Source organism: Streptomyces sp. NPDC096339 (assembly GCF_044762985.1).
Taxonomy (GTDB): Bacteria; Actinomycetota; Actinomycetes; order Streptomycetales; family Streptomycetaceae; genus Streptomyces.
Window position 1 is genome coordinate 1 of sequence record NZ_JBIWFI010000024.1, and the last position, 25,693, is coordinate 25,693.

The following is a 25,693-nucleotide window of genomic DNA, read 5'->3' on the forward strand; positions in this document are numbered from 1 at the left end:
CCGGGGGGTGCCGCTGCGCGGAGCAGTCCCCTACCCGCCCTTCCACCGTTCCCCGGGGCTCCGCCCCGGACCCCGGTCCTCAACCGCCGGACGGGCTGAAAAGACCCGGGGGCTCCGCCCCCGGACCCCCGCGCCTCAAACGCCGGCGAGGCTGGATATGCCCGGGCCTCGAACGCCGGCGAGGCTGGATGTGCCCGCGCCTCGAACGCCGGCGAGGTTGGAGGAACCCCCGCGCCTCGGACGCCGGCGGGGGCGAGTTCGCACGGCCGGTGCCGGAAAGCCGGGTGCTCCGGCGCGGGGCGGGCGCGATCCGGAGTAGACGGCCTAGGCTGGGTCCCTCGCGTGCCGCGCGCGACCGCGCTACCGACCGCCCGGGGGCCCGATGAAGATCCTCATCTCCGCCGACATGGAAGGCGCCACCGGCGTCACCTGGCCCGCCGACGTGCTGCCGGGTACGCCCCAGTGGGAGCGCTGCCGGGGGATGTTCACCTCCGACGTGAACGCCGCCGTCCTCGGCTTCTACGACGGCGGCGCCGAACAGGTCGTCATCAACGAGGCGCACTGGACCATGCGCAACCTGCTGCTGGAGCGCCTCGACGCCCGCGCCGAGATGCTCACCGGCCGCCACAAGTCCCTCTCCATGGTCGAAGGCGTCCAGCACGGCGACATCGACGGCATCGCCTTCGTCGGCTACCACACCGGCGCCGGTTCCGAGGGCGTGCTCGCCCACACCTACCTCGCCAACTCCATCACCGGCGTCTGGCTGAACGGGACCCGCGCGAGCGAGGGGCTGCTGAACGCCCACGTCGTCACCGAGTTCGGAGTCCCCGTCATCCTGGTCACCGGCGACGACCTGACCTGCCGGGACGCCGCCGGTTACGCCCCCGACGCGCTGACCGTCGCCGTCAAGGACCACGTCTCGCGCTACGCCGCCGTCTGCCGGACCCCCGCCCGCACCGCCGCCGACATCCGGGCCGCCGCCAAGGAAGCCACCGCCCTGGCCGGCCGCCGCGAACCCGCGCCCGGCGGCGGGCCGTACACCGTGGAGTTGGAGTTCGACGCCGAGCACCTGGCCATGGCCGCCACCGTGGTCCCGGGCGTCGAGCGGTCCGGGGAGCGCAGGGTCGCGTACACCAGCGGGACGATGTACGAGGGGATCCGCACCTTCAAGGCGGTCACGACGGTCGTCTCGGCGGCGGTGGAGGAGCAGTATGGCTGACATGCGCGCAATCAACAGCGAGGACACCTCCGTCGACCGGGTGGCCCTCGACGAGGTCGTCGAGTTCACCTCCGACCTCATCCGCATCGACACCACCAACCGGGGCGGTGGCGACTGCCGCGAGCGTCCCGCCGCCGAGTACGTCGCCGAGCGGCTCGCCGCCGCCGGGCTGGAGCCCGTACTGCTGGAACGCACCGCGGGCCGGACCAACGTCGTCGCGCGGATCGAGGGCGCCGACCCCTCCGCCGAGGCCCTTCTCGTCCACGGGCACCTCGACGTGGTCCCGGCCGAGGCCGCCGACTGGAGCGTCGACCCCTTCTCCGGTGAGGTCCGCGACGGAGTGGTGTGGGGGCGCGGCGCCGTCGACATGAAGAACATGGACGCGATGGTGCTCGCCGTCGTACGGGCCTGGGCGCGTGCGGGAGTCAAGCCGCGCCGGGACATCGTGATCGCCTACACCGCCGACGAGGAGGACAGCGCCGTCGACGGCTCGGGATTCCTCGCCGACGAGCACCCGCACCTCTTCGAGGGCTGCACGGAGGGCATCGGCGAATCCGGGGCCTTCACCGTGCACCCGAACCCGGGCCAGGCGATCTATCCCATCGCGGCCGGTGAACGGGGCACGGCCTGGCTCAAGTTGACCGCGACCGGCACCGCCGGGCACGGCTCCAAGCCCAACCGGGCCAATGCCGTCAGCAGACTGGCGGCCGCCGTCGCGCGGATCGGCGAGTACGAGTGGCCGGTCCGGCTCACGGACACCGTCACCGCCTGCATCACCCAGCTCGCCGCCCTCCAGGGGCTGTCGGTCGACCCGCGCCGGCCCGGCTTCGATCTCGACGAGGTCCTCGGCAAGCTCGGCCCGGCCGCCCTCCTGGTCGACGCGACCGTCCGCAACAGCGCCAACCCGACGATGCTCAGCGCCGGTTACAAGCTCAACGTGATCCCCGGGGAGGCCACCGCCTACGTGGACGGCCGGATGGTGCCCGGCGGTGAGGCCGAGTTCATCGCCACCCTGAACGAGCTGACCGGGCCCGACGTGCACTGGGAGTTCCACCACCGGGAGGTCGCCCTCCAGGCCCCCGTGGACGGGCGGACGTTCGCGATCCTGCGCGAGTCGGTCGAGCGGTTCGACCCGGACGGGCACGTGGTGCCCTTCTGCATGGCGGGCGGCACCGACGCCAAGCAGTTCTCCCGGCTCGGCGTCACCGGCTACGGCTTCTCCCCGCTGAAGCTGCCGCCCGGCTTCGACTACTGGGCCCTCTTCCACGGCGTGGACGAGCGGGTCCCCGTCGACGCCCTGCACTTCGGCGTCCGCGTCCTCGACCGCGCACTGCGCGCCCTGTGAACAGGGCCCGGTGATGGCCGTGCCGACCCAGCCCTACGGCAGTTGGCCCTCGCCCATCGACGCCGGTCTCGCCGCCTCGCTCGACGGGCGGCCCGAGTACGTCGGCACGGTCGGGTCCGAGGTGTGGTGGACCGAGCCCCGGCCGCGGGAGGCCGGCCGCCGGACCCTGGTGCGCCGCCGCACCGTCGACGGGCGCCCCGAGACCACCGAGCTGCCCGCGCCGTGGAACGTGCGCAGCAGGTTCACCGAGTACGGCGGGCTGCCCTGGGCCGGAGCCGAACGGGAGTCGGGCGGGCCCCTGCTGGTCTTCGTCCACTTCACCGACCAGCGGCTGTACGCGTACGAGCCCGACGCGCCCGGTGGTCCTCGGGCCCGCCCGCTCACCCCGGTCTCGCGCGTGGGCGGCGGGCTGCGCTGGGCCGACCCGGTGCTGCGCGGCGGCGAGGTCTGGTGCGTGCTGGAGGAGTTCACCGGGCCCGCCCCCACCGACGTACGCCGCGTCCTGGCCGCCGTCCCGCTCGACGGATCGGCGGGCGAAGACCGGTCCGCCGTACGGGAACTGACGGACGACCGGCACCGGTTCGGCACCGGGCCGCGGATCTCCCCCGACGGCCGGTACGCGGCCTGGCTGGCGTGGGACCACCCCCGGATGCCCTGGGACGGTACGGAGCTGAAGCTGGCCGGGATCACCGAGGACGGACGGCTGACCGGAGCCCGGACCGTGCTCGGCGGCCCGGAGGAAGCCGTCGCGCAGGCCGACTGGACGGCCGGCGGGAGCCTCCTCGCGGTGAGCGACCGCGGCGGCTGGTGGAACCCCTACCGGGTCGACCGCGAGACCGGCGAGGCCGTCAACCTGTGCCCGCGCGAAGAGGAGTTCGGCGGAGCGCTGTGGAAGCCGGGACTGCGCTGGCTCGCCCCGCTGGAGGACGGACTCGTCGCCGTCCTGCACGGGCAGGGCTCCTCGGTGCTCGGCGTCCTCGACCCGGACAGCGGCGACCTCGTGGACGCGTCCGGCCCCTGGACGGCCTGGCAGCCCGCGCTCGCCGTGAGCGGCACCCGGGTCTACGGGGTCGCCGCCAGCCCGCGCAGCGGGTACGAGGTGGTGGAACTGGACACCGCCACCGGGCACGCCCGGGTGGTGGGGGCACGGGCGGCCGACCCGGTGGACCCGTCGTACTACCCGGAGCCGCAGAGCCGCACCTTCCCCGGCCCCGACAACCGGGAGATCCACGCCCACGTCTACCCGCCGCACCACCCCGCCTGCCGGGCCGCCGCCGACGAACTGCCCCCGTACGTGGTGTGGGCGCACGGCGGGCCCACCGACCACGTGCCGCCCGTGCTCGACCTGCACATCGCGTACTTCACCTCACGGGGCATCGGAGTCGTCGAGGTGAACTACGGCGGCTCCACCGGCTACGGCCGCGCCTACCGGGAGCGGCTGCGCGAGCAGTGGGGCGTCGTCGACGTGGAGGACTGCGCGGCGGTGGCCCGGGCGCTGGCCGCCGAGGGCACCGCGGACCCGGCGCGGCTCGCGATCCGCGGCGGCAGCGCGGGCGGCTGGACCGCGGCCGCCTCGCTGGCCTCCACCGACCTGTACGCCTGCGCCGCGATCATCTACCCCGTGCTGGACCTGCTCGGTTTCGCGGAGGAGACCCACGACCTGGAGTCCCGGTACGTCGACGGCCTCGCAGGTCCCCCGCAGACCCTTCCCGTGATCTGCCGCGAACGCTCACCGGTGGCCCGCGCCGACCGGATCACCTCCCCGTTCGTGCTGCTCCAGGGGCTGGACGACCCGGTCTGCCCGCCCAGCCAGGCGGAGCGCCTGCTCGCCGCCCTGCGCGGCCGATCGGTGCCGCACGCCTACGTGGCCTTCGAGGGCGAGGGGCACGGCTTCCGGCGGGCGGAGACGATGGTCCGGGCATTGGAGGCGGAACTGTCCCTGTACGCCCAGGTGTTCGGAATCGACCGCGCGGACGTCCCCCGTCTGGCCCTGCACGACTGAGCCCTGCCGCCGCCGCGGGCCGATCATGGGGCCATGACCGCGCACACCTCCGAGGGCGGCTCCCGTCACCACGGGCCGCTCCGCCGCACCCGCACCCGCATCGTCCTGTTCTCGGCGCTCGCGGTGGTCACCCTGGTGTTCGTCTTCGAGAACACCAGGCCGACGAAGATCCGGCTGTGGATCCCGCAGGTGACGCTGCCCCTGTACGTGGCCCTGCTGATCGCGGTGGTGCTGGGCTTCCTGTGCGGGCTCTACTTCTCCCGGCGGCGCAGGTAGGGCCTGTCCGGCGTGTCAGGGTCCGCCGGACGGGTCCAGTAAGGCTTCGTCATGTGGTGTCGTAAGGTGCTCGCTGCCTGGGATCGAGAGGAACCGGGTGGGGGCGGCGAGGAGGTCGTCGTCGACGCCCAACCCGGTGAAAATATGCGGTCAGAGCACTGGCAGGTGTCGGAGGAGGTCCAGGGCCTGGTAGGGGGTCAGGCCCTGCCAGGCCCTGGAGCTGCTCCGCCCTTCGGTCAGGCACAGGTGGGCGGCGGTGACCAGGGTGACGGAGCAGTACCGGTCGGTGAATGAGCGGCCTTCGAAAGGGTCCGGGCCCAGGGCTGTCTTCAGTGGAGCGCTTGTGCCGGGCCACGGCCCGGCTCAGCCGGCGCCCACCACCGCCTGGGTCGCCCTGAACCGCACCGTCCGATGCGTGCGCCTGCGCCCGAAAGCAGGCTTTACCCTCGGGCGTCAAGCGTCAAGGTGAATGCACCGCACGATCGGATGAATCCCGGCAAGCGGGCCGTGTCGAGGAGTCGATGGGTCAAAGGGGTGGTGAAGTTGAGATATGCCGTGGAACCCCACACTGATCGACGCGGAGATCCTTGCTGTTCATGCAGCCTTCTTGAACTACGACAGAATTGCTTATTTCGCAGGCAGTCAGTACGACCCTCGAATGCCAACGGGTATTGATAATACTCGGCTCTACAACTGTGACACGGGTGGTATCGCGAGAGTTTCCGGCGGGCCGGGCTTCGACCTCTTCTGCTCCGGGCATGCTCTCAGTGCGAACGGCACGCTCCTGGCGGCCGGCGGGACCGCGACATATGCCGGCTATCGAGGCGTGCGAGATTCTGCGGTCATCCGATACGTCCCGGCCGGGAGTGAATGGAAAACCGTTGCCTCGTTCAACGAGAACCCTAACGCAGATGACAGAGAGTCGGGCGGTCGCTGGTATCCAACCCTGCTTACTCTGGCCAACGGAAACATTCTGGCGCTGAGCGGCATCCCGGGGACGCGTGACACGGAGTCGCGCAACATCATCCCGGAAGTCTTCACGCCTCATCCCTTGTCGCATGGAGCATGGCACTGGCTGGGCGATTACCGGAACCTGGTTGATCGTAATCTGTTCGCACATCACGAGACGCCCCTCTACCCTCGTGCGCTTCTTCTTCCAACGGGCGACGTCTTCTTGCCGGTGGCAGGCGCGCGCGGGCGGACGGTCACGATGGCTGTGAAGGAGAACCCGTGGTCGGCGACATTCCAAGACGTATGCGAATTCACGCCACACGTCGGCGCAGATTACAGCGGCTACGAGGAGACGGCAGTGCTCTTGCCGCTCCTGGCCGGGGAGAACTACGCCCGGCGCCGAGTGCTCATCGCGGGCGGAAGAGAAGCGTGGATCTTGGACCTCAGCCACTGGGATCCTGGAGCCACCCCGCCTGACCAACTGTTCTGGGAGCCAAGTGAGCGTGTGTTGGCCGGACATCCTCGGCGCATGCACTGCAACGCAGTGCTGCTACCGACCGGCCATGTCCTTGTCGTCGGTGGTGTGGCCGGAACCGATGCAGGGGAAAGCAAGGACTCAACCGGAGTCCTGACCCCAGAAATTTACAACCCGCACACCGGTAAATGGTCTGCGCTGACAGCGCACAACGAACAGGCTCAAATCGTCCGAAACTACCACTCCGTCGCACTTCTGATGCGTGACGGGCGCGTTTGGACCGCAGGGTCGAACCATGATGGGAATCCCGGGGTCGGCACCGCCGAAAAGAAAATCGAAATCTACGAGCCGTGGTATTACGGCAACCCCAACCGCCCGGAGATTCTCGCCGCTCCCGACCGTTGGGTGACTGGCGGGCGGTTCGTGCTTCGCACGACTCAGGCTAGCGAAATTCGACGGGTCGCCATGGTGCGCACGGGTTCGTGCACACACGCATTCAACTCGGATCAACGCTATGTGTCGCTAAAATTCGAGTACGAAGGCGGCGACATCTTGAACGTTACGGCAGCCCCCAACGGGAACATCGCACCCAGCGGGATGTACTTCCTTTACACGATCAACAGTCAAGGGCTGCCGTCGGACGGCATCACGATCTACCAGAGCACAGACCCGGCATCGGATGTCGAGGGTGCCTGGGAGGGCCTGTTCCGGGATTCGTGAGGACGATCATCGCAAGTCCGTGTCATCGGACAACACGGCCCAGCACCTCCAGTGTCGGTTCTGCCGGCCAGCGGTGCGCCGACCGGCGCCGCGACGACGTCTCCTCGTGGCAGGCACTCAACGGGCGGAATTCATCCGGTCGACTCGTGCGGCAGGTTGAACGTCGAGCCGGCGGGTCCGCTCGCTCGTGCGCAGCCAGACCCGCAGTGGGCCGATCGGGGTGAAGCCGTGCCGGACGGCGGTGGCGAGGTCGTCCCCGGACTCGTAGCCGACCACGTCGCGCCCCGGCCAGCGGGCGGCGGCCGCGGCGAGGGCGCCCGTCCAGGCGGCGTCGGTGTCGGCATCGTCGTGGGCGAACAGGTTGGACACGCCGACGACCCCCGCGGCCAGGTTCAGAGCCGCCCCGGCGACGATGCGGCCGTCGCGGCGGCCCGCCAGGAAGGCGATCTCCTCGCCGAGCAGGACCGGGCGGAACAGCCCGGTGCTCTCCTCGCCGTCCCAGGCGGCCTCCCAGAGCGCCAGTTCCCCTCCGCCCGCGACCTCGCTCCACTCCAGGCCGGAGGAGGGGGCGCCCGCCGTGGGTGCACCCGCCGGGCGGTGTATCCACTGGGCGTCGAAGAGGACCTCGAAGCCGTCCCCCTCCAGGTCCAGATCGGCGAAGCTGTCCTTCACCGAGCAGCCGGGGCTGTCCGTGTCCATCCGCCGCAGCAGGCCCTCCTCCGGAGCACCCGGGCCCAGGGTCACGGCGTCCGGGTACAGGGGAGGGGTCCGGCTGGTGCTGAGCCAGAGGGACTCGTCGTCGAAGTCGGCGGGCAGGCCGTGCGCGCGGCAGACCGCGTGGCAGAAGAGGGCGTTGTTCAGCACTGCCGGGCGGAGCGGCGTGTCGAGATCATCCGTGGTCACGCGGGTGATGGTGCCATACACGTAGCCTGAGGTCGTGACCTTTTCCCACTACCTCCGCGAGGGCGCCCACGTGGGCCTTCGGCCCTTCCGGACGGCCGACGGGCCCGAGTTCACCGCGCGGGCGCACGAGAGCCGGGAGCTCCACCGCCCGTGGCTGTTCCCGCCCGCCACGATCGAGGCGTACGAGCCCTACGCGGCCCGGCTGACCGAGGGCGGGAGCCACGCCGGGTTCCTCGTGTGCGAGCGGGAGACGGGGGCCATCGCGGGCTTCGTCAACGTCAACAACATCGTCCGCGGGGCATTCCGGTGCGGGGCCCTCGGCTACGGGGCGTTCGCGCACGCCGCCGGACGCGGGCTCATGCGCGAGGCCCTCGGCCTGGTCCTCGTACACGCCTTCGCCCCGGAGACCGCGAACGGCCTGGGACTGCATCGCCTGGAGGCCAACGTCCAGCCCGGCAACGCCGCCTCGATCGCCCTGGTCCGGGGCGCGGGCTTCCGGTTGGAGGGGCTCTCCCCGGACTTCCTGTACGTGGACGGAGCCTGGCGGGACCACGAACGCTGGGCCGTCACCGCCGAGATGACGAACTCCTTTGCGTAATCCTGACCGGTGGTGATCCGCTGAACCCCTGTGCACCGGCCGCCGTGGCGTGTTCCATTTCCCCATGGCCACCACCGTCCGACGCGCCGTACTGACCCTCCCCGCCGCCCCGTTGGGCCCGGACAACCCACTGCCCCCGCTGCGCACCGCCGACGAGGTGCACGCACTGGACGACCTCCCCCGGCTACTGCCGGGAGGTGCCCCCGGGCGCGAGGGGATGCCCCGCGACATGGCGCGCCAGCTCCGGTACGAGCCGCTGCGTTCACTGCTGCCCGCCCGGATCCGCGACGGATACGGGCGGGACCGCACCGAGACGGAGTTCGAGTCGGTCGTCATCGAGAACGAGCACCTGCGGGTGACCGTGCTCCCGGGGCTCGGCGGGCGGATCCACTCGCTGCTCCACCTGCCGACCGGGCGTGAACTGCTCTACCGCAACCCGGTGTTCCAGCCCGCGAACTTCGCCCTCAACGGCGCCTGGTTCTCCGGCGGCATCGAGTGGAACATCGGTGCCACCGGCCACACCACCCTGTCCTGCGAACCGCTGCACGCCGCGCTCGTACCCGCCCCTGACGGGGGCGTGATGGTCAGGCTGTGGGAATGGGAGCGGCTGCGCGACCTGCCCTTCCAGGTGGACCTGTGGCTGCCCGGGGAATCGGAGTTCCTGTACGTGGGTGTCCGCGTGCGCAACCCGCACGAACGGCCCGCGCCGGTGTACTGGTGGTCGAACATCGCCGTCCCCGAGGACACGGGCACCCGGGTCCTCGCCCCCGCGGACGAGGCCTGGTACTTCGGCTACGAGCGCGCGCTGCGGCGGATCCCCGTACCGCACTGGGAGGGCGCGGACCGCACGTACCCGCTGCGCAGCGAGTACCCGGCCGATTTCTTCTACGAGGTCGAGGAAGGCGCCCGGCCCTGGATCGCCTCGCTCGACGCGGACGGGCACGGCCTGGTGCAGACCTCCACCGGGCGGCTGCGCGGGCGCAAGCTCTTCGTGTGGGGCGCGGGCGGCGGGGGCCGGCGCTGGCAGGAGTGGCTGACCGAGCCGGGCACCGGCGGGTACGCGGAGATCCAGGCGGGGCTGGCCCGGACCCAGCTGGAGCACGTACGGCTGGAGGGCGGCGCGGAGTTCAGCTGGCTGGAGGCGTACGGACCGCTGTCGGCGGAGCCCGCCGCCGTGCACGGGGCGGACTGGGCGGCGGCGCGGGGCGCGGCAGAGCGGGCGCTGTCCCGGGCGCTGCCGGGCGAGCGCGTGGAGGCGGCGTACAAGGCGTGGCGGGAGTGCGCGGACACCGAACCGGGGGAGCGGCTGGCGGCCGGTTCGGGCTGGGGCGCGCTGGAGGTGATGTGCGGGGGCTTCAAGCTGCCGGGCACCCCCTTCGAGGAAGCCGCGCTCGGCGAGGCGCAGGCCCCGTGGGCGGAGCTGTGGCGCACCGGCGTCTTCCCCGCGCCGAGGCGTGTGGTGCCGCCGGGGCCGAGCCTGGTGGGCACGCACTGGCGGGACATGCTGGAGACCGCCCCGGCGGATCCGCTGACCGAGTACCACCTGGGCGTGGCACAGTGGCACGCGGGCGATGTGGCGCAGGCGGTACGGAGCTGGGAGCGCGGGCTGGCCCTGGCGCCGTCGAGGTGGCCGCTGCTGCGGTGCCTGGCGGCGGCCGACGCGTTGACCGGGGCGACGGAACGGGCCGCCGACGGGTACGCGGCGGCCTTCGAGGACCTGGTGGCGGAGAGCCGCGGCGGCGAGGCGTGGACGGCGGCGGAGTCCGCGCTGGGGCGGGAGACGATGATGGCGCTGCTCGCGGCGGGCCGTCTCGCGGGGGCGCGGTCGGTCTGGGACCGGCTCCGGCCGGCCCTGCGGGAACAGGGCCGCTTCCGGCTGCTCGCCGCGCGGCTGCTGGCGGCGGAGGGGCACACGGCCGCGGCCCGGCGGGTCTTCGACGAGGGCTTCGCCCTCGCCGATCTCCGCGAGGGCGAGGAGACCCTCGCCGAGGTCTGGTCGACCGTCACCGACCGTCCCCTGCCGCCGAGCTACGACTTCCGCATGCGCCCCCCGGTGTAGGGCCCGCCTCTTGGGCAGGCCCCGGGGGGCGCGGCGCGGAGCCGGCTACTTCTTGATCTCGTTGATGCAGAGCACGAACTGCTTGCCCGAGCTGCGTCGGGAGCCTCGGGTCTGCTCGTAGTAGCCGGTGTCCGACTTGCCTTCGCACTTGCCGCTGTCCAGCGTGTCGGGGATCACCTCGACCACCTTGTACGACGCCTTGGCGTCACCGCACGCCACCACCTGGAGGTCGGGGCTGATCTGGGTCCCGTTGTTCTTCAGGCAGTCCCCGGCCTTCGCGTGGTCGGCGTCGTCCTGGCTCAGGAAGTAGCCGACCGCGATGACGATGAGGGCGATCACACCGCCGACGATCTTCAGCTTCTTCATGATGCCCATGCCGCTTCGGGCCGGCGGCGGCGGAGGAGCGGACCACTGCTGCTGAGGCGGGTACATCTGCTGCTGCGGTGCGCCGCCGTACGGAGGCTGACCCTGCTGCTGGGGGAAGCCCTGCCCGGGCTGGGGCGGGTATCCCTGCGGCGGCTGCTGTCCGTACGGGCCGGGCTGGCCGGGGTACGGGCCGGGGCCCTGCTGCGGCGGGTAGGTCATGTGGGAGTCCCCCAGTGGCATGCTCGCGTTCTTGACGTGGGCACGCTATATCAATCGGTCCGCCCACCTCGAACCGAGTCCCCGGACAGGGGTCAGACCCGGCACAGGATCTCGCCGTTGGGGACCATGAACCAGGCGTCGGGGTCCGCCCCCCACTCGTGCCACGCCGAGGCGATCGACTCCAGGTCTCCGGCAGTGGCCTGGCCGCCCCCGGTGGCGATGTCCGCGTACGAGGAGGCCGTCGTGCGGTCCGCCCACAGGGAGGACCACCAGGCCGCCTCCTCCGGGGTGGCGTAGACCCAGTTCGTCGCACTGGAGGCCACCTCCGTGAAGCCCGCCGCCCGCGCCCACGCCCGCAGCATGCGCCCGGCGTTCGGTTCGCCGCCATTGGCCCGGGCCACCCGTTGGTACAGGCTCTGCCAGGCGTCCAGGCCCGGCGCCTGCGGGTACCAGGTCATCGCCGCGTAGTCCGCGTCCCGCGCCGCCACGATCCCGCCCGGCCGGCACACCCGGCGCATCTCGCGCAGCGCCTGCACCGGGTCGCCCACGTGCTGCAGGACCTGGTGGGCGTGGACCACGTCGAAGGAGTCGTCCGGGAATTCCAGCGCGTGCACGTCCGCCGTGGCGAACCGCACGCCCGTCACCCCGCGTTCCGCCGCGTACGCGCGGGCCTGCCCGATGACGTCCTCGGACGCGTCGACGGCCGTCACGCTGCCGCCGGGGGCGACCAGCTCGGCCAGGTCCGCCGTGATCGTGCCCGGCCCGCAGCCCACGTCCAGCACGGACATGCCCGGACGCAGCTCCCCGATCAGGTACGCCGCCGAGTTCTCGGCGGTACGCCAGCGGTGCGAGCGCAGGACCGACTCGTGGTGTCCGTGGGTGTAGACGGCCGTCTCGTGGGCGTTCATCGCGTACTCCTCGTCGTCGAAGCGTTGCTGTGTCCCTGCTGTGTTTCCACCGTAAAGGATCATGTCGTTATCTGAGATATGTGTTTTGACATGTGGACACGAGTCTTGTCCCACAAGGGGATCGGTCCGGCCGGTGGCAGGGAAATGCGGGTGCGAGGAGAGTGGGCCGCATACGGGAATCACGGGAATCCCCGCGGCGGAAGGCGGTGAGGGGCATGCCGGAGACGCTGCTCCGACTCCACGCCCAGGCGCTCCGGCTCTTCGGCGAGCGGCTGCGCGCGGTCGGGGACGGCCAGTGGGGCGCGCCGACCCCGTGCACCGACTGGGACGTGCGGGCGCTGGTCAACCACGTCGTGGGGGAGCAGCTCTGGATCCCGCCGCTGGTCACCGAGGGCCGTACCGTCGAGGAGCTCGGCGACGCCTTCCCGGGGGACGTGCTCGGCGAGGACCCCCTCGCGGCCTGGGAGACGGCCTCCGCCGCCGCGCACGCGGCCTTCGCCGCGCCGGGCGCGCTGGAGCGGACCGTGCACCTCTCGTACGGGCCCTCCCTCGCCATGGCCTACTGCTCCGAACTGACCGCCGACTGCATCGTGCACACCTGGGACCTCTCCCGGGGCATCGGCGCCGACGACCGGCTCCCGGACGACCTCGTCGAGTTCTCCATCAAGGAGGTCATGCCGTACGCGGACGGGCTCGCGGCCAGCGGCATGTACGCCGAGCCCCTGGAGGTTCCGGCCGGGGCGAACGCGCAGACCAGGCTGCTCGCGCTGCTCGGGCGGAAGGGCTGACCCGGGCCGACCCGGCCCCGACCGGGTCCGGTCCGGGGCGGGTTGGGTCGCGGCGGAGAAGCGTCATAACGGGCATGTTCGCTTGAATAATCGTATAAAGGGCAGCGTCGGGTGAGACGGGCGGTTCCAGCGCGGAAGGCGGGAAACGGTGGCGGGGATGCAGCGCACGGTGGCGGAGGGCCGTGGCCCGGTCCGGTACGGCCCGCCCGCGCCCCAGCCGGGCCTCCCCGTGCTGCCCGAGCTCCTCTCCGTGCTCGCCTCGGCCGCCGGACGCGCCGCCCCCGAAGCCCCCGGCGGCGGCCTGCCCCTGCGCGAGGCCGCGTGCCGCCACTGGGGGCGCCGCGGACTCGCCACCGACCCGGAGAACGTGGCCGCCGGGCCCGGCGCCCCCGCGCTGCTGCTCGCCCTGCTCGGAGCCTTCGGCGGCGACGTGATGCTGCCGAGGCCCTGTCCCGCCTGGTGGACCCCACAGGTCCGGCTGCTGGGACGGCGGGCCTACCACGTGCCGACCCCGGCCGAATGCGGCGGCGTCCCCGACCCGTACGCCCTGCTGGAGACCGTACGCCGGGTGCGCGCCGAGGGCGGTGACCCCCGGGTGCTGCTGGTCTCGGTCGCCGACGACCCGACCGCCACCGTTCCCCCGCCCGAGATGCTGCGCGAGGCCTGCGAGGCCGCCGACGCGGCCGGGCTGTTCGTCGTCAGCGACGAGAGCTGGCGCGACACCGTGCACCGGCCGTACGACACGCTGGTGCTCAGCCCCGCCGAGATGCTCCCCGAACAGGCGGCCGTGCTCCTCGACCTGTCCGGGGCACTGCTCCCCGCCGGCTGGCCCGCGGCCGTACTCCGCTTCCCCGACACCGGACGCGGCACCTGGCTGCGCGCCCGCACCCTCGACGTGCTCACCGCCACCGGCGCGCTCGTCGCGGGCCCCGTCGCCGGGGCGGCCGCGCACGCCCTCGACGAACCCGACGCCGTGGCCGGACGGGCCCACAAGGCGGCCACTCTGCACGGCACGGTGGCCGCGGCCGCGCACCGCACGCTGCTGGAGGCGGGCGCGCTGGCCCGGCCGCCGGAGGCGGGCCGGCACCTGTACGCCGACCTCTCGCCGCTGCGCGCCGGACTCGCCCGCCACGGGGTGGGCGACGCGATGGAACTGGAGGACTGGCTCGGCGCCCGGCTGGGCGCGCCCACTCCGGGCGGACAGCGGTTCGCGGACGAACTCGGGGCGCTGCGCGTGCGGTTGTCGACCGGGCCGCTGCTCGGAGCCACCCCCGAGGAACGGCTGGCCGCGCTCACCGCCCGCGATCCGCTCGCGCTGCCGTACGTACGCCGCTCCCTGGACCTCCTCGGATCGGTCCTGGCGGGACTGGCCTGACCCCCTCTTCAGCCCGACCGACGCGACCCGGTGAACGGAGACTTCTCGATGAGCGACCGGACGGACGCCCCCGCCGCAGCCCCCGCCCCGGTACGCCCCACCGCCGCGCAGCCCCCCACGCCCCGCCCGGCACCACCCGCCCGGCCCGTCGGGGAGCACCGGCGGTGGCCCGCCTCCTTCGCGGACCGCCTGACCACCCCTCTCCCCGGCATGCGGGCCTTCGCCCGGCTCGCCCGGGAGGGCGCCTTCCGGCCCGGACCCGAAGGGCTGCGCGGCATCCCCGACCTCCCGTTCGAACCGGCCCCGCTGCCCGCGGCGGAACCGGGCACGGTCTGCGTCACCTGGGCCGGGCACGCCAGCTGGGTGCTGCGGACCGGCGGGCTGACCGTGCTGACCGACCCCGTCTGGTCGCGCCGCATCCTCGGCACCCCGTCCCGGATGACCCCCGTGGGCGTGCGCTGGGAGGACCTCCCGCCCGTCGACGCCGTCGTGATCAGCCACAACCACTACGACCACCTCGACGCCCCCACCATCAGGCGGCTGCCCCGGCACACCGCCTGCTTCGTCCCGGCCGGCCTCGGCCGCTGGTTCCGCCGCCGCGGGTTCACTCGGGTCACCGAGCTCGACTGGTGGGAGTCGGCCGAACTGGGCGGCGTGCGCTTCGAGTTCGTCCCCGCCCACCACTGGTCGAAGCGGTCCCTGATCGACACCTGCCGTTCCCTGTGGGGTGGCTGGATCCTCACCGACACCCAGAGCCCCGACCCGACGAAGCTCTACTTCGCGGGCGACACCGGCTACGGGCACTGGTTCGAGGAGATCGGTCGCCGCCACCCCGGCATCGACCTCGCCCTGCTGCCGATCGGGGCCTACGCCCCGCGCTGGTGGCTCAGCGACGTCCACGCCGACCCCGAGGAGGCCGTCCAGGCCTGCATCGACCTCGGAGCCCGCCGGATGGCCCCCATGCACTGGGCCACCTTCGTCCTCTCCGCGGAACCCGTCATGGAGCCCGTGCACCGCGCCCGGACCGCCTGGGCCCGCGCCGGCCTGCCCCGCGAACACCTCTGGGACCTCCCGATCGGGGCCTCCCGCATCCTCGGCGGTGAGGCGCGGGAGCCGGTGCCGTGACCCCCACCCTCAACGGGCGGACCCGCCGCGCACCCGCCGCCACAGTGCCGGACCCGCACTGATCAGCAGGGCCAGGCCGACCGCCAGGGCCACGCCCTTCCAGGGCTCGGCGAACAAGGAACCGCCCAGGATGCCGATCAGCCCGTACGTGGCCGCCCAGGCGAGGCAGGCCGGGGCGTCGCCGCGGGCGAAGCGGCGCAGCGGGAGCTCGGCCAGCAGACAGGCCAGCATCACCGGAACGCGGCCCGCCGGGACCAGCCGGGACAGCACCAGGACCAGCACCCCGTGCTCGTCGAGTCGCGTCTGCGCCTGCTCCAACCGCTCCGCGGCGACCCGCCCGCGCAGCCGCTCCAGCCACCGGGAGCCGCCCCGCGAACGCACCCCGCGATGCCCGAGCCAGTACAGCGTCATGTCCCCGGTGAAGGCGGCCAACGCCGCAACCGCGAAAACGAGCAACACCCCGAAGGGCAGCGACTCCTGATGGAAGGCCACCACCGCCGCCGAACTCACCAGCACCCCGGTCGGGATCACCGGCACCAGCGCGCCCAGCGCCACCAGCACGAACAACGCCGGGTACCCGACCGCCCGCTGGGTGCTCTCCGGCGGGACCTGCCCGGCCGCCGCCGCCATCTCGTACCACGTCACGGCAGCCGCACCCGTTCCCCGTGGCCGGGCAGCCGCACCGTCACCTCCGGCGCGAGCCGACCGGCCAGGCGTACGAACTCCCCGCCCGGCGCGTGGAACTCGTGCGGCCGCACCGCGTCCATCCCGATCGGCCAGTACGTCCCGTAGTGCACCGGCACCGCCGCCGCGGGGGCGAGCGAGGCCAGCGCCCGCGCCGCCCGCCCCGCGTCCAGGTGCCCCGGACCGAGGTACGGGCCCCAGCCGCCCACCGGCAGCAGGGCCACGTCCACCGGCCCGACCTCCTCGGCCATCGTGTCGAACAGCCCGGTGTCCCCGGCGAAGTACGTCCGCGCCTCGCCCTGGACCACGTACCCGAGCGCCTGCGCGCGGTGCGGCCCGAACGGCAGCCGCCGCCCGTCGTGCCGCGCGCTCACGGCCCGCACCCGTACCCCGTCCCGTACGTCGACCACCTCGCCCGGCACCACCTCGGTCACCCGCAGCCCGCGCCGCCCCGCGGTCCGAGCCAGTCCCGGCACCGCCCGGCGCGCCCCGCGCGGCACGAGCAGCCGGGTCCCGGGGTCGAGCCGGGCCAGCGAGGGCAGGTGCAGGTGGTCGGAGTGCAGGTGCGAGACGAGCACCACGTCGGCCACCGCCGCCTCCGGCGGGGGCGGGGCCCCGGCCCGCCGCCGAAGATGGGCCAGACGCCGGGCGAACAGCGGATCCGTCAGGACCCGGACCCCGGAGTCCTCGACGGTGCACGTGGCATGCCCCCACCAGGTGATCTCCACAGGCACCCGGCCTCCCTCCCTCGCCCGCCCAACGAGCTTAGGGGGTCTCCGGCGGATCCGCCCGGAACCGGAGCCGCCCGCCCCCTCCTCCCCGGCGGCGGATCGGAGTAGGGTCGGGCGACATGGATGAGCTGCGCGTGGCCGCTATCGCCAGCCTGGCCCCGCTCGAAGACCTGGACGCCGATCCCTTCGCCGTGGACACCCGCAGTCAGCAGGCCATGTGCGCCCGCTGGGCCGCGGCCCGGGGCTACGTCGTGACGAGGCAACTGCTCGTCTACGGGCTGCGCGCCGACCACTGCGGGCTCTGGTCCGACGTCGAGGCCGGCCAGGTCGACCTGTTCGTCGCCGCCAACCACCGGGTGCTCGCGCGCGCCCTGCGCTCCGTGGAGGAGTTCACCGCCGAGTGCGAGCGGCGCGGCGTACGGCTGGAGACCGCCGGGCACGACGACGAACCGCAGTACACCTCCGCGATGAAGGCCGAGGTGCACCGCCGGCTGTCCATGCCGACCGCGGGCTACGACGGCACCTGACCGCGCCCGCCCGCCCCGCACCCCGTGTCACCCGGCCGGGTGAGCCCGCCTGTGCGAGCCTGGAGGCGGGACGGGGCTCGCGGGAGGTTGCGGCGTGGTGCGAGGACGATGGCGGGCCGCGGGCGGCGCCCTGGTGCGGGTGGTCCTCGTATGGGCGGTGTCCACCCTGACCATGCTCGCCCTGGCCGGAGTCCTGCCGGACTTCAGGCTCCAGTCGGGAGACGGCGACAGCATCACGGAGATAGCCCTGACCGCCGCCTGGGGAGCCGGCGCCTTCGGCCTGCTGAGCGCACTGGTCTGGCCCCTCCTCGTACGGGCCCTGCTGATCCTGCCCGCCCTCGTCCTCGGACTGCTCGTCTTCTCCCTCAACGGCTCGCTGCTCCTGATGGCGCTCCGGCTGATCCCGTCCGGGCGCGGCCAGGTGGATCCCGACACCGCGGTGGTCGTGGCCGCGGTGATGTCCGCGGTCGCCTCGGCCACCTCCACCGCACTCGCGGTGCGCGACGACGAGGCCTACCGCAGGCGGCTCTACCGGCTCGCCGACCGGCGCCACCGCAGGCTCCGCGGGGCGGGCGCGCCCGGAGCGCAGGAGGCCGGGCCCGGACTGCTCTTCCTCCAGCTCGACGGCCTCGGGTACGAGGCGCTGCGCCGCGCGGCGGACGGCGGGCTGATGCCCACGGTCGCGGGGTGGCTGGAGCACGGCCACCGCCTCGCGTCCTGGCGTACGGACTGGTCGAGCCAGACCGGCGCCAGCCAGCTCGGCATCCTGCACGGATCCAACTTCGACGTGCCCGCCTTCCGCTGGTACGAGAAGGACACCGGCGAGGTGGTCGTCTGCAACCGGCCCGCGGGCGCCGCCGAACTCCAGCGGCGTGCCACGGCGCGCACCGGGGACGCCGGACTGCTCACGCGCGACGGGGCGAGCCGGGGCAACCTGTTCAGCGGCGGCGCCGACCAACTGGCGCTCGTCCTGTCCGTGTCGGCACGGCGCGGCCGGGCGAACCGCTCCCGCGCGGGCTACTTCGCGTACTTCTCCGATCCGGCCAACGCCGTCCGCACGGCCGTGTCCTTCGTCGCCGAGGTGGTCCGCGAGGTCGTCCAGTCCACGCGGGCCCGGCTGCGCCGGGAGACCCCCAGGGTGTCGCGCGGCGGCCTGTACCCGCTGATCCGGGCCTTCGCGACCGTGGTCGAACGGGACGTGGTCGTGGCGGCGGTGATCGGCGACATGCTCGCCGGCCGCGCCGCGGTCTACGCCGACCTGGTCGCCTACGACGAGGTCGCCCACCACTCCGGCCCGCACGGCCGGGACACCGACCGGGTCCTGGAACGCCTGGACCGGAGCATCGCGCTGATCGCCCGGGTCGCCGAGCACGCGCCGCGCGAGTACCGGATCGTGCTCCTCTCCGACCACGGACAGAGTCCGGGGGAGACCTTCCTGAGCCGCTACGGGCTCACCCTCAAGGACCTCGTCCGGGCCGGCTGCGGGCTGCCCGTCTCCCGCCGGGCCGGCCGCACCCGCAGCGGGGCGGAGGCCCGCGCCGCCGTCCGCACCGCCCTGCACCGGCCGGTGGAGACGGGCGAGGAGACCCTCCCCGAGCCGGGCTCCGACCCGGTGGTGCTCGCCTCCGGGAACCTCGGGCTGATCTCCTTCCCCGATGTCCCGGGCCGCGCCACGCGCCGGCTCGTCGAGCGGTCCCATCCGGCCCTGCTGGCCACCCTCGCGAACCATCCGGGGGTGGGCTTCCTGTTGGTCGACGGGGTCCTCCTGGGGCCCGGCGGAGCCGAGGCCAGGCTGGACGTCCCCGGTGAGGCGGAGGAACTGCTGGCGGCCTTCGGCCCGGGCGCGGCCGAGGCCGTCCGGCGGACCGACGCCTTCCCGCACGTGCCCGACATCATGGTGAACTCGACGTACGACCCGGTCACGGGCGCGGTGCACGCGTTCGAGGAGCAGATCGGCTCCCACGGCGGCCTGGGCGGGGAGCAGGGGCACCCCTTCCTGATGTGGCCGAAGGAGCTGGCCGACCCGCCTGCCGGCCTGGTCGGCGCGGAAGCGGTCCACGGGGTCCTGCGCGGCTGGCTCCGCGACGCGGAACGGGACGGGCCCCAGATCCCCCTGGGCCTGGGGGGTAGTTTGGAATGAGAGGCCGGCCAGGGGGGACCCGAGGGGTCGCCATGTCAGCGATCAGCAACACCATCGAGATTTCCCGCAGCCCGGACGAGGTCTTCACCTACGTCACGGACCCCACGCACCTGCCGGAGTGGCAGGACAGCGCCGTATCCGCCGTCCCGATGGGCGATCTGCCCGTCCACGTCGGTTCCCAGGTCATCGTCACCCGCAAGGTCGGCAAGCGCCGGATTCCCACGAAGATGGAGTTCACCGAGCTGGACCGGCCGCGCAGCTGGCACCTCCACGGCATCGACGGGCCGGTGCGGCCCGAGGTGCAGGGCACCATCGAGCCCCTCGACGGCGGAGCCCGGTCCCGCGTCACCCTGTCCGTCGACTTCGAGGGGCACGGCCTGGGCCGGGCCCTCGTCCCCCTCGCGGTCAAACCGATGGTCCGCAGGGAGATGCCCCGCAGCGAGGAGAAGCTCAAGCACCTGCTGGAACACACGGCCGCCTGACCCGCCGAGCCGCGTCCCCCGGGAGCCGCGTGCCCCGGGAGTCGCGTGACCCGCCGACCTGCCTGACCCGCCGGTCCGCCGGTCCGCCGGTCCGCCGGTCCGCCGGTCGGAAAACCGGATGCTCCGGGACACGTGGTGCGATCACACTGGGCGCACCACGTACCCCGACTCCGAGGAACCGCTTTCGTGCAGGCCGCCGTTGCCGTCACCCCCGCCCAGATCCCCGAACTGCTCCTCGGTCTCGCCACCGTGCGGCCCGTCTTCCTCTGGGGTGCACCCGGAATCGGCAAGTCCTCGCTCGTGCGGAAGTTCGCCGACTCCCTCGGCCTGGAATGCGTGAGCCTGCTCGGTACGCAGCTCGCCCCCGAGGACCTCATCGGCGTACCGCAGATCCGTGACGGCCGGTCCGTCTTCTGCCCGCCAGAGGCGATCGCCCGCGACGAGCCGTACTGCCTCTTCCTCGACGAGCTGAACGCCGCGACCCCGGACGTCCAGAAGGCCTTCTACTCGCTGATCCTCGACCGCCGGATCGGCTCCTACGAGCTGCCCGCGGGCTCCATCGTCATCGGCGCCGGGAACCGGGCCACGGACAACGCGCTGGCCCGGCCCATCGCCTCGGCCCTCGTGAACCGCCTCACCCACGTGCACCTGACGGCCTCCGCGCGGGACTGGCTGGTCTGGGCCGGCGAGAACGGCATCCACCCGTGGATCACCGACTACCTCACCGACCGCCCCGACCACCTCTGGTCGCAGCCGCCCAAGACGGAGGAGCCGTTCTCCACCCCGCGCTCCTGGCACATGCTCTCCGACGCCCTGCACTCCTTCGGGTCCGGCCTCGACGAGCAGACCCTGAAGGTGATCGCGCACGGCACCCTCACCCCGGCGCACGCCGTCTCCTTCTGCGGCTACGCGAAGATCGTCCGCCACACCTACGGCATCGAGGCGATCATGAAGGGGGATGCGGGATGGCCGCGCGGCCTGGAGGACCGCGACCTGCTGTACTACCTGGCCGAGGCCTTCCGGGGACGTCTGCTCAAGGAGCTCCCGGCGCAGAAGGAGCACGTCTCGCCCGCCCTGCGGCAGTCCGCGTACCGTTTCAAGTCGCTGCTCGTCCAGCTCGCCGAGATCTCCGTCGAGGTCGCCCAGACGGTCATCGCCGACGACGCCGACGGTCTGCCCGTGCTCCCCGGATGGTTCCTCGTCGAGGCCGCGCGGGACATGCCGCGCCTCGTCGAGGCACGCCGATGAGCGGGGTGCGCTCCCGCGCGGGGGACCGGGCCGCGAACGGCGGGGCCGCCGTATGAGCCGTGGTGGGCGGGGCGCGAAGGACAAGCCCGATCCGGCCACCGAGGCGTACGCCGCGGGGCTCCTGCTGGTGAAGCGGAACCCGGCCTTCGCCGCCCTGGACGTCGAGTTCTGCCGCCGGAAGAACTGCCGCCTCTGCCCCGCCGAGGGACTCACCGCCGTCGACTCCAACGGCAGCGTCCACGCCCATCCCACCCGCCGGGCCGAGCCCGCCGAGTGGGCCTGGGCGCTGGCCCATTCCCTCCTGCACCTGGGCTTCGGCCACGTCCCGGCCGCCGACGACAAGGTCCGGGCCCAGCCCGACCCCTACGACCTGGCCGCGCGCTGCGTGGTGGTCAACCGTTTCCTGCAGACCTTCCCGGCGGGCCGGACCCCGGACCACCTCCCCGCCGCCTATCCCGGCGGCGAGGAGGAACAGCTCGCCGCCCGCTGGCGCCGCGACGGCATCCCGCCCGGCCTCGACCAGTGCGGTACGGCCGGCCGGGAGCCGGACCAGTGGCTCCTGCACTGGCACAAGTCGAGCATCCACCGCGTCCCCGACTGGCAGACCGCCTTCGCGCACGCCCTGACCCGCAGCGTCTCAGCCGCCATGGACGTGGCGGGCGGCCGCCGCGACCGGATCACCGGTGAACGGGTGGCGCAGCGCCCCTGGGACCGGGCCCTGAACTGGTTCGTCTCCTCCTACCCGCTGCTCGGCGGACTGGCGGCCGGGCTGAAGGTCGTCGCCGACGCCGAGCTGGCCCGCGCCCAGGAGATCTCCATCGCCGCCGTCAGCGCCACCGCCGGGGAGATCTACGTCAACCCGCTGCGCACCTTCGACGACGAGGAGTGGCGGTTCATCCTGGCGCACGAGATGCTGCACGCCGCCCTGCGCCACGGCGGGCGCCGCGGCGCCCGGGACCCGTTCCTGCACAACGTCGCCGCGGACTACGTCGTCAACGGCTGGCTGGTGGAGATGGGGGTCGGCAGCATGCCGGACGGGCTGCTGTACGACCCGGAGCTCCAGGGGCTCTCGGTCGAGGAGGTCTACGACCGGATCACCACCGACCTGCGCCGGATGCGCCGGCTCGCGACCCCCCACGGCAAGGGCCGCGGGGACATCCTGGGGGAGCCGCTGCCCCATCCCGGGAGCGGACCGTACACGGACCTCGACGAGTTCTACCGGCGCGGCCTCGTCCAGGGCTTCGACCTGCACGTGCACGGGGAGCGGGGGCTGCTGCCCGCCGGGCTGATCCAGGAGATCAGGGCGCTGGCCCACCCGCCGGTGCCGTGGGACGCGAAGCTCGCCCGCTGGTTCGACGAGTACGTGCCGCGCCCGGAACCCGTACGGTCCTACGCGCGCCCCGCGCGCCGCCAGGCCTCCACCCCGGACATCCCGCGCGCGGGCCGGTACTTCCCGCCCGAGGAGGTGGCCCGCTGCACCTTCGGGGTGGTGCTGGACACCTCGGGCTCGATGGACCCCGGTCTGCTCGGCAAGGCGCTGGGCGCCATCGCCTCGTACGCGGAGGCCCGCGACGTACCGGCCGCCCGCGTCGTCTTCTGCGACGCGGCGCCGTACGACGCGGGCTATCTGCCGCCCACCGAGATCGCGGGCCGGGTCAGGGTCCGGGGGCGCGGCGGCACCGCACTGCAACCGGGCGTCGACCTGCTGCAGCGGGCGGAGGACTTCCCGCCCGGGGCCCCGGTCCTCGTGATCACCGACGGCTGGTGCGACACCCTGCGGATCCGGCGCGAACACGCCTTCCTGATCCCGCAGGGCGCGTCGTTGCCGTTCACGCCCCACGGACCGGTCTTCCGCCTGACCTGAGGCACGGGTGAGCGGTACGACGACGCCCCCGCCCCGCCGGAAAACGGCGTGGCGGGGGCGTCGTGTGCCGGGGGCCGGCTCAGTCGAGGTAGTCGCGCAGCACCTGCGAACGCGACGGGTGGCGCAGCTTCGACATCGTCTTGGACTCGATCTGGCGGATGCGCTCACGGGTGACCCCGTACACGCGACCGATCTCGTCCAGCGTCTTCGGCTGGCCGTCGTTGAGGCCGTAACGCATGGAGACCACGCCCGCCTCGCGCTCCGAGAGCGTGCCCAGGATCGACTGGAGCTGCTCCTGGAGGAAGGTGAAGGACACCGCGTCGGCCGGCACGACCGCCTCGGAGTCCTCGATGAGGTCACCGAACTCGCTGTCGCCCTCCTCACCCAGGGGGGTGTGCAGGGAGATCGGCTCGCGGCCGTACTTCTGGACCTCGATGACCTTCTCCGGGGTCATGTCGAGTTCCTTGCCCAGCTCCTCCGGAGTGGGCTCACGGCCGAGGTCCTGGAGCATCTGGCGCTGCACACGGGCGAGCTTGTTGATGATCTCGACCATGTGGACGGGGATGCGGATCGTGCGCGACTGGTCGGCCATGGCACGCGTGATCGCCTGCCGGATCCACCAGGTCGCGTACGTGGAGAACTTGAAGCCCTTGGTGTAGTCGAACTTCTCCACGGCGCGGATCAGGCCGACGTTGCCCTCCTGGATCAGGTCCAGGAAGAGCATGCCGCGCCCGGTGTAGCGCTTGGCGAGGGAGACCACGAGACGGAGGTTGGCCTCCAGCAGGTGGTTCTTGGCCCGGCGGCCGTCCTCGACCAGGATCTCCAGCTCGCGCTTGAAGGCGGGCTTGTGGTCCTCCTCCTCTTCGAGCTTGTACTCGGAGAACAGGCCCGCCTCGATGCGCTTGGCGAGCTCGACCTCCTGCTCGGCGTTGAGGAGCGGCACCTTGCCGATGAGCTTGAGGTAGTCCTTGACGGGGTCGGCGGTGGCACCGGCGACCATGACGGTCTGCGCCGGGGCGTCGTCCTCGTCGTCGTCGGACAGGACGAAGCCCTGACCGCCGCCGGCCTTGGGGGCCTCCTCCTCGGGCTCGTCGACGAGGTCCTCGGCTGCCCAGTCCTCGCCCTCGACGACCGGGTTCTCGCCCTCGTCGGCGTCCTTGGCGCTGGTCTTCTTCGCGGCCGCGGTCTTCTTGACCGCGGTCTTCTTCGCGGCGGTCTTCTTGACCGTGCGCTTCTTCGGCTCGGCGGCGACCGTGTCGGACGTCACCTCGTCGGCGGCGGCAGCGGCCGGAGTGGCGGATATCGCCGAGGCCGCGGCCGGGGCGGCGGTGGCGGCCGTCTTGCGCGCGCCGATGGGGCGCGGCGGGGCGACGGCCTTCTTGGTCACGGTTCGGGCAGGGGCGGCGGCCGCCTTGCGGGGCTTCTTGGCGGCAGCCTTCGTGGCGGGGGCGGCGCTGACGTGGAGGGCGACGCCCTCCTCGTCCAGGACCTGGTTCAGGCTGCGCAGGACCCGCTTCCACTGGTCCACCGGGATGCGGCCGGCCTCGAAGGCCTGGCGCACGTCGTCACCGTTGATGTGACCCTGCTCGCGGCCGCGCTCTACGAGCGCGACGAGGGCCTCCGATTCGGCGATCTCCGGAGGGAACGTACGGGACGGGCTGAGCGACACAAGGAGCCTCTCGTTGCGAGCAGATAAGGGATGGACGGGACATCATCGCGCGAACTTGGGAAACAGACCCGAGGGGGTCTGTATTCCGGGCCGCGCGAGGACACCTGTCGGTTCATCGCACGCTCGAGTCGATTCGTTACGCGCTGAATTGAGTGACCTGCGCCACGCTGTGGACGGGCAACCTCTCCGGCGTGATTCCGTCCACCCCCACCGTCAGTCCGTTTTGCGGGCTTCGATGAGGAAACGAGCGGTATGCGCGACGAATGGGCCTTCGCGCTCGATCCGTTCGTGCAGCTCGCGCAACCGGTCCCGGTACTGCCCGACCGTGAAGCCGGGCACCATCCAGATCACCTTCCTCAGGAAGTAGATCACGGCCCCGATGTCGTGGAACTCCGTACGGAGCCGTTCGGAGCGCAGGTCGACGACCTCCAGGCCCGCCTTCGTGGCGTCGCTCACGGCGTCGTCGGGGTGCCGCGCGCCCCGGACCTCCTCCGGCTGGGGGCCCAGGAAGTACTCGACGAGCTCGAAGACGCTCGCCGGCCCGACCTGCTGGGACAGGTACGTTCCGCCGGGGGCCAGCACCCGGGCGATCTCGTCCCACCAGATGGTCACCGGATGCCGGCTGGCCACGAGCTCGAAGGCCTCGTCGCCGAAGGGCAGCGGCGGCTCGTCGGCGTCCGCCACCACGACCGCGCCGAGCGGGTGCAGCAACCGGGTCGCCCTGTCGATGTTGGGCGGCCAGGACTCGGTGGCCGCCATCAGCGGGGGCAGCGGGCCGGACCCGGCCAGGACCTCGCCCCCGCCGGTCTGGATGTCCAGGGCGGACCGGACGCGGGCCAGTCGCTCGCGCAGCAGCCGCTGGTAGCCCCAGGAGGGACGCTGCTCGGTCGCCCGGCCGTCGAGCCAGGAGAAGTCCCAGCCGTCCACGGAGACCGACTCGGCTTCCGCGACAAGATGGTCGAAAGTACGCGTCATGCCTTGATCCTCGCAGGCCGGGCCCCGGTGGACCACCGGATATG

22 protein-coding genes are annotated in these 25,693 nt (G+C 72.8%); 15 read left to right on the forward strand and 7 right to left on the reverse strand.

Annotation, left to right across the window (positions count from 1 at the left end; all coding sequences use genetic code 11):
* The first annotated feature begins 382 nt into the window (after positions 1-382).
* From ACIQ5Y_RS26105 to ACIQ5Y_RS26125, 5 genes are all read left to right on the forward strand, one after another.
* Positions 383-1,219 (forward strand): M55 family metallopeptidase, encoded by an 837-nt coding sequence (locus ACIQ5Y_RS26105; protein WP_403885122.1) that lies wholly within the window; start codon positions 383-385, stop codon positions 1,217-1,219.
* A 1-nt stretch (position 1,220) separates the two neighbouring features.
* Positions 1,221-2,564, forward strand: coding sequence for a M20/M25/M40 family metallo-hydrolase (locus tag ACIQ5Y_RS26110; protein ID WP_403885125.1), 1,344 nt, complete (start codon positions 1,221-1,223; stop codon positions 2,562-2,564).
* 13 nt (positions 2,565-2,577) lie between these two features.
* Positions 2,578-4,566 (forward strand): prolyl oligopeptidase family serine peptidase, encoded by a 1,989-nt coding sequence (locus tag ACIQ5Y_RS26115; RefSeq protein WP_403885129.1) that lies wholly within the window; start codon positions 2,578-2,580, stop codon positions 4,564-4,566.
* 33 nt (positions 4,567-4,599) lie between these two features.
* Complete coding sequence (locus tag ACIQ5Y_RS26120; RefSeq protein WP_403885132.1) at positions 4,600-4,842, forward strand: LapA family protein; 243 nt, start codon at positions 4,600-4,602, stop codon at positions 4,840-4,842.
* Positions 4,843-5,392: 550 nt separating this feature from the next.
* Positions 5,393-6,988 carry a galactose oxidase-like domain-containing protein gene (locus ACIQ5Y_RS26125; protein ID WP_403885135.1) on the forward strand — a complete coding sequence of 532 codons (1,596 nt, stop codon included), beginning with the start codon at positions 5,393-5,395 and terminating at the stop codon, positions 6,986-6,988.
* A 117-nt stretch (positions 6,989-7,105) separates the two neighbouring features.
* Here the strand turns inward: ACIQ5Y_RS26125 and ACIQ5Y_RS26130 are convergent, their stop codons facing one another.
* A complete protein-coding gene (locus tag ACIQ5Y_RS26130) occupies positions 7,106-7,891 on the reverse strand; it encodes a hypothetical protein (RefSeq protein ID WP_403885138.1) in 786 nt (261 codons plus the stop codon).
* 34 nt (positions 7,892-7,925) lie between these two features.
* On the opposite strand from ACIQ5Y_RS26130, the gene ACIQ5Y_RS26135 reads away from it, so the two are divergent.
* Positions 7,926-8,489, forward strand: a complete 564-nt coding sequence (locus ACIQ5Y_RS26135) for a GNAT family N-acetyltransferase (RefSeq protein WP_403885141.1) — start codon at positions 7,926-7,928, stop codon at positions 8,487-8,489.
* A gap of 64 nt (positions 8,490-8,553) precedes the next feature.
* Complete coding sequence (locus ACIQ5Y_RS26140; protein ID WP_403885144.1) at positions 8,554-10,548, forward strand: DUF5107 domain-containing protein; 1,995 nt, start codon at positions 8,554-8,556, stop codon at positions 10,546-10,548.
* A 45-nt stretch (positions 10,549-10,593) separates the two neighbouring features.
* Here the strand turns inward: ACIQ5Y_RS26140 and ACIQ5Y_RS26145 are convergent, their stop codons facing one another.
* Entirely contained in the window at positions 10,594-11,154 is a 561-nt protein-coding gene (locus ACIQ5Y_RS26145) for a hypothetical protein (protein WP_403885147.1), read from the reverse strand.
* A 71-nt stretch (positions 11,155-11,225) separates the two neighbouring features.
* A complete protein-coding gene (locus ACIQ5Y_RS26150; protein WP_403885150.1) occupies positions 11,226-12,104 on the reverse strand; it encodes a class I SAM-dependent methyltransferase in 879 nt (292 codons plus the stop codon).
* 152 nt (positions 12,105-12,256) lie between these two features.
* On the opposite strand from ACIQ5Y_RS26150, the gene ACIQ5Y_RS26155 reads away from it, so the two are divergent.
* From ACIQ5Y_RS26155 to ACIQ5Y_RS26165, 3 genes are all read left to right on the forward strand, one after another.
* Positions 12,257-12,829: a TIGR03086 family metal-binding protein gene (locus ACIQ5Y_RS26155; protein ID WP_403885153.1), complete on the forward strand. Its 573-nt coding sequence runs from the start codon at positions 12,257-12,259 to the stop codon at positions 12,827-12,829.
* Positions 12,830-12,986: 157 nt separating this feature from the next.
* Positions 12,987-14,204 carry an aminotransferase class I/II-fold pyridoxal phosphate-dependent enzyme gene (locus tag ACIQ5Y_RS26160; RefSeq protein WP_403885157.1) on the forward strand — a complete coding sequence of 406 codons (1,218 nt, stop codon included), beginning with the start codon at positions 12,987-12,989 and terminating at the stop codon, positions 14,202-14,204.
* A 48-nt stretch (positions 14,205-14,252) separates the two neighbouring features.
* Positions 14,253-15,329, forward strand: coding sequence for an MBL fold metallo-hydrolase (locus tag ACIQ5Y_RS26165; RefSeq protein ID WP_403885160.1), 1,077 nt, complete (start codon positions 14,253-14,255; stop codon positions 15,327-15,329).
* Between the two features lie 9 nt (positions 15,330-15,338).
* Here the strand turns inward: ACIQ5Y_RS26165 and ACIQ5Y_RS26170 are convergent, their stop codons facing one another.
* Positions 15,339-15,959, reverse strand: a complete 621-nt coding sequence (locus ACIQ5Y_RS26170) for a DedA family protein (RefSeq protein ID WP_403885411.1) — start codon at positions 15,957-15,959, stop codon at positions 15,339-15,341.
* 11 nt (positions 15,960-15,970) lie between these two features.
* Complete coding sequence (locus ACIQ5Y_RS26175) at positions 15,971-16,747, reverse strand: MBL fold metallo-hydrolase (protein ID WP_403885162.1); 777 nt, start codon at positions 16,745-16,747, stop codon at positions 15,971-15,973.
* 116 nt (positions 16,748-16,863) lie between these two features.
* On the opposite strand from ACIQ5Y_RS26175, the gene ACIQ5Y_RS26180 reads away from it, so the two are divergent.
* From ACIQ5Y_RS26180 to ACIQ5Y_RS26200, 5 genes are all read left to right on the forward strand, one after another.
* Positions 16,864-17,271 carry a hypothetical protein gene (locus tag ACIQ5Y_RS26180; RefSeq protein WP_403885165.1) on the forward strand — a complete coding sequence of 136 codons (408 nt, stop codon included), beginning with the start codon at positions 16,864-16,866 and terminating at the stop codon, positions 17,269-17,271.
* Between the two features lie 94 nt (positions 17,272-17,365).
* Positions 17,366-19,411, forward strand: coding sequence for a phage holin family protein (locus ACIQ5Y_RS26185; protein ID WP_403885168.1), 2,046 nt, complete (start codon positions 17,366-17,368; stop codon positions 19,409-19,411).
* Positions 19,412-19,443: 32 nt separating this feature from the next.
* On the forward strand, positions 19,444-19,893 hold the full coding sequence (locus tag ACIQ5Y_RS26190; protein WP_403885171.1) for an SRPBCC family protein: 450 nt from the start codon (positions 19,444-19,446) through the stop codon (positions 19,891-19,893).
* A 186-nt stretch (positions 19,894-20,079) separates the two neighbouring features.
* Positions 20,080-21,141: an ATP-binding protein gene (locus tag ACIQ5Y_RS26195; RefSeq protein ID WP_403885174.1), complete on the forward strand. Its 1,062-nt coding sequence runs from the start codon at positions 20,080-20,082 to the stop codon at positions 21,139-21,141.
* A gap of 52 nt (positions 21,142-21,193) precedes the next feature.
* A complete protein-coding gene (locus ACIQ5Y_RS26200) occupies positions 21,194-23,005 on the forward strand; it encodes a hypothetical protein (RefSeq protein WP_403885177.1) in 1,812 nt (603 codons plus the stop codon).
* 79 nt (positions 23,006-23,084) lie between these two features.
* On the opposite strand, the gene ACIQ5Y_RS26205 is transcribed toward ACIQ5Y_RS26200, so the two are convergent.
* Together ACIQ5Y_RS26205 and ACIQ5Y_RS26210 are read right to left on the reverse strand one after the other, a co-directional pair.
* A complete protein-coding gene (locus ACIQ5Y_RS26205; protein ID WP_403885180.1) occupies positions 23,085-24,674 on the reverse strand; it encodes an RNA polymerase sigma factor in 1,590 nt (529 codons plus the stop codon).
* Between the two features lie 213 nt (positions 24,675-24,887).
* A complete protein-coding gene (locus ACIQ5Y_RS26210) occupies positions 24,888-25,649 on the reverse strand; it encodes a methyltransferase domain-containing protein (RefSeq protein ID WP_403885183.1) in 762 nt (253 codons plus the stop codon).
* Positions 25,650-25,693 lie beyond the last annotated feature (44 nt).

Bases quoted from the DNA above. Each gene is read 5' to 3' on its own strand.
- ACIQ5Y_RS26105 (WP_403885122.1), top strand. From the start codon at position 383: ATGAAGATCCTCATCTCCGCCGACATGGAAGGCGCCACCGGCGTCACC.
- ACIQ5Y_RS26110 (WP_403885125.1), top strand. From the start codon at position 1,221: ATGCGCGCAATCAACAGCGAGGACACCTCCGTCGACCGGGTGGCCCTC.
- ACIQ5Y_RS26115 (WP_403885129.1), top strand. From the start codon at position 2,578: ATGGCCGTGCCGACCCAGCCCTACGGCAGTTGGCCCTCGCCCATCGAC.
- ACIQ5Y_RS26120 (WP_403885132.1), top strand. From the start codon at position 4,600: ATGACCGCGCACACCTCCGAGGGCGGCTCCCGTCACCACGGGCCGCTC.
- ACIQ5Y_RS26125 (WP_403885135.1), top strand. From the start codon at position 5,393: ATGCCGTGGAACCCCACACTGATCGACGCGGAGATCCTTGCTGTTCAT.
- ACIQ5Y_RS26140 (WP_403885144.1), top strand. From the start codon at position 8,554: ATGGCCACCACCGTCCGACGCGCCGTACTGACCCTCCCCGCCGCCCCG.
- ACIQ5Y_RS26145 (WP_403885147.1), bottom strand. From the start codon at position 11,154: ATGCCACTGGGGGACTCCCACATGACCTACCCGCCGCAGCAGGGCCCC.
- ACIQ5Y_RS26150 (WP_403885150.1), bottom strand. From the start codon at position 12,104: ATGATCCTTTACGGTGGAAACACAGCAGGGACACAGCAACGCTTCGAC.
- ACIQ5Y_RS26155 (WP_403885153.1), top strand. From the start codon at position 12,257: ATGCCGGAGACGCTGCTCCGACTCCACGCCCAGGCGCTCCGGCTCTTC.
- ACIQ5Y_RS26160 (WP_403885157.1), top strand. From the start codon at position 12,987: ATGCAGCGCACGGTGGCGGAGGGCCGTGGCCCGGTCCGGTACGGCCCG.
- ACIQ5Y_RS26165 (WP_403885160.1), top strand. From the start codon at position 14,253: ATGAGCGACCGGACGGACGCCCCCGCCGCAGCCCCCGCCCCGGTACGC.
- ACIQ5Y_RS26170 (WP_403885411.1), bottom strand. From the start codon at position 15,959: ATGGCGGCGGCGGCCGGGCAGGTCCCGCCGGAGAGCACCCAGCGGGCG.
- ACIQ5Y_RS26180 (WP_403885165.1), top strand. From the start codon at position 16,864: ATGGATGAGCTGCGCGTGGCCGCTATCGCCAGCCTGGCCCCGCTCGAA.
- ACIQ5Y_RS26190 (WP_403885171.1), top strand. From the start codon at position 19,444: ATGTCAGCGATCAGCAACACCATCGAGATTTCCCGCAGCCCGGACGAG.
- ACIQ5Y_RS26200 (WP_403885177.1), top strand. From the start codon at position 21,194: ATGAGCCGTGGTGGGCGGGGCGCGAAGGACAAGCCCGATCCGGCCACC.
- ACIQ5Y_RS26210 (WP_403885183.1), bottom strand. From the start codon at position 25,649: ATGACGCGTACTTTCGACCATCTTGTCGCGGAAGCCGAGTCGGTCTCC.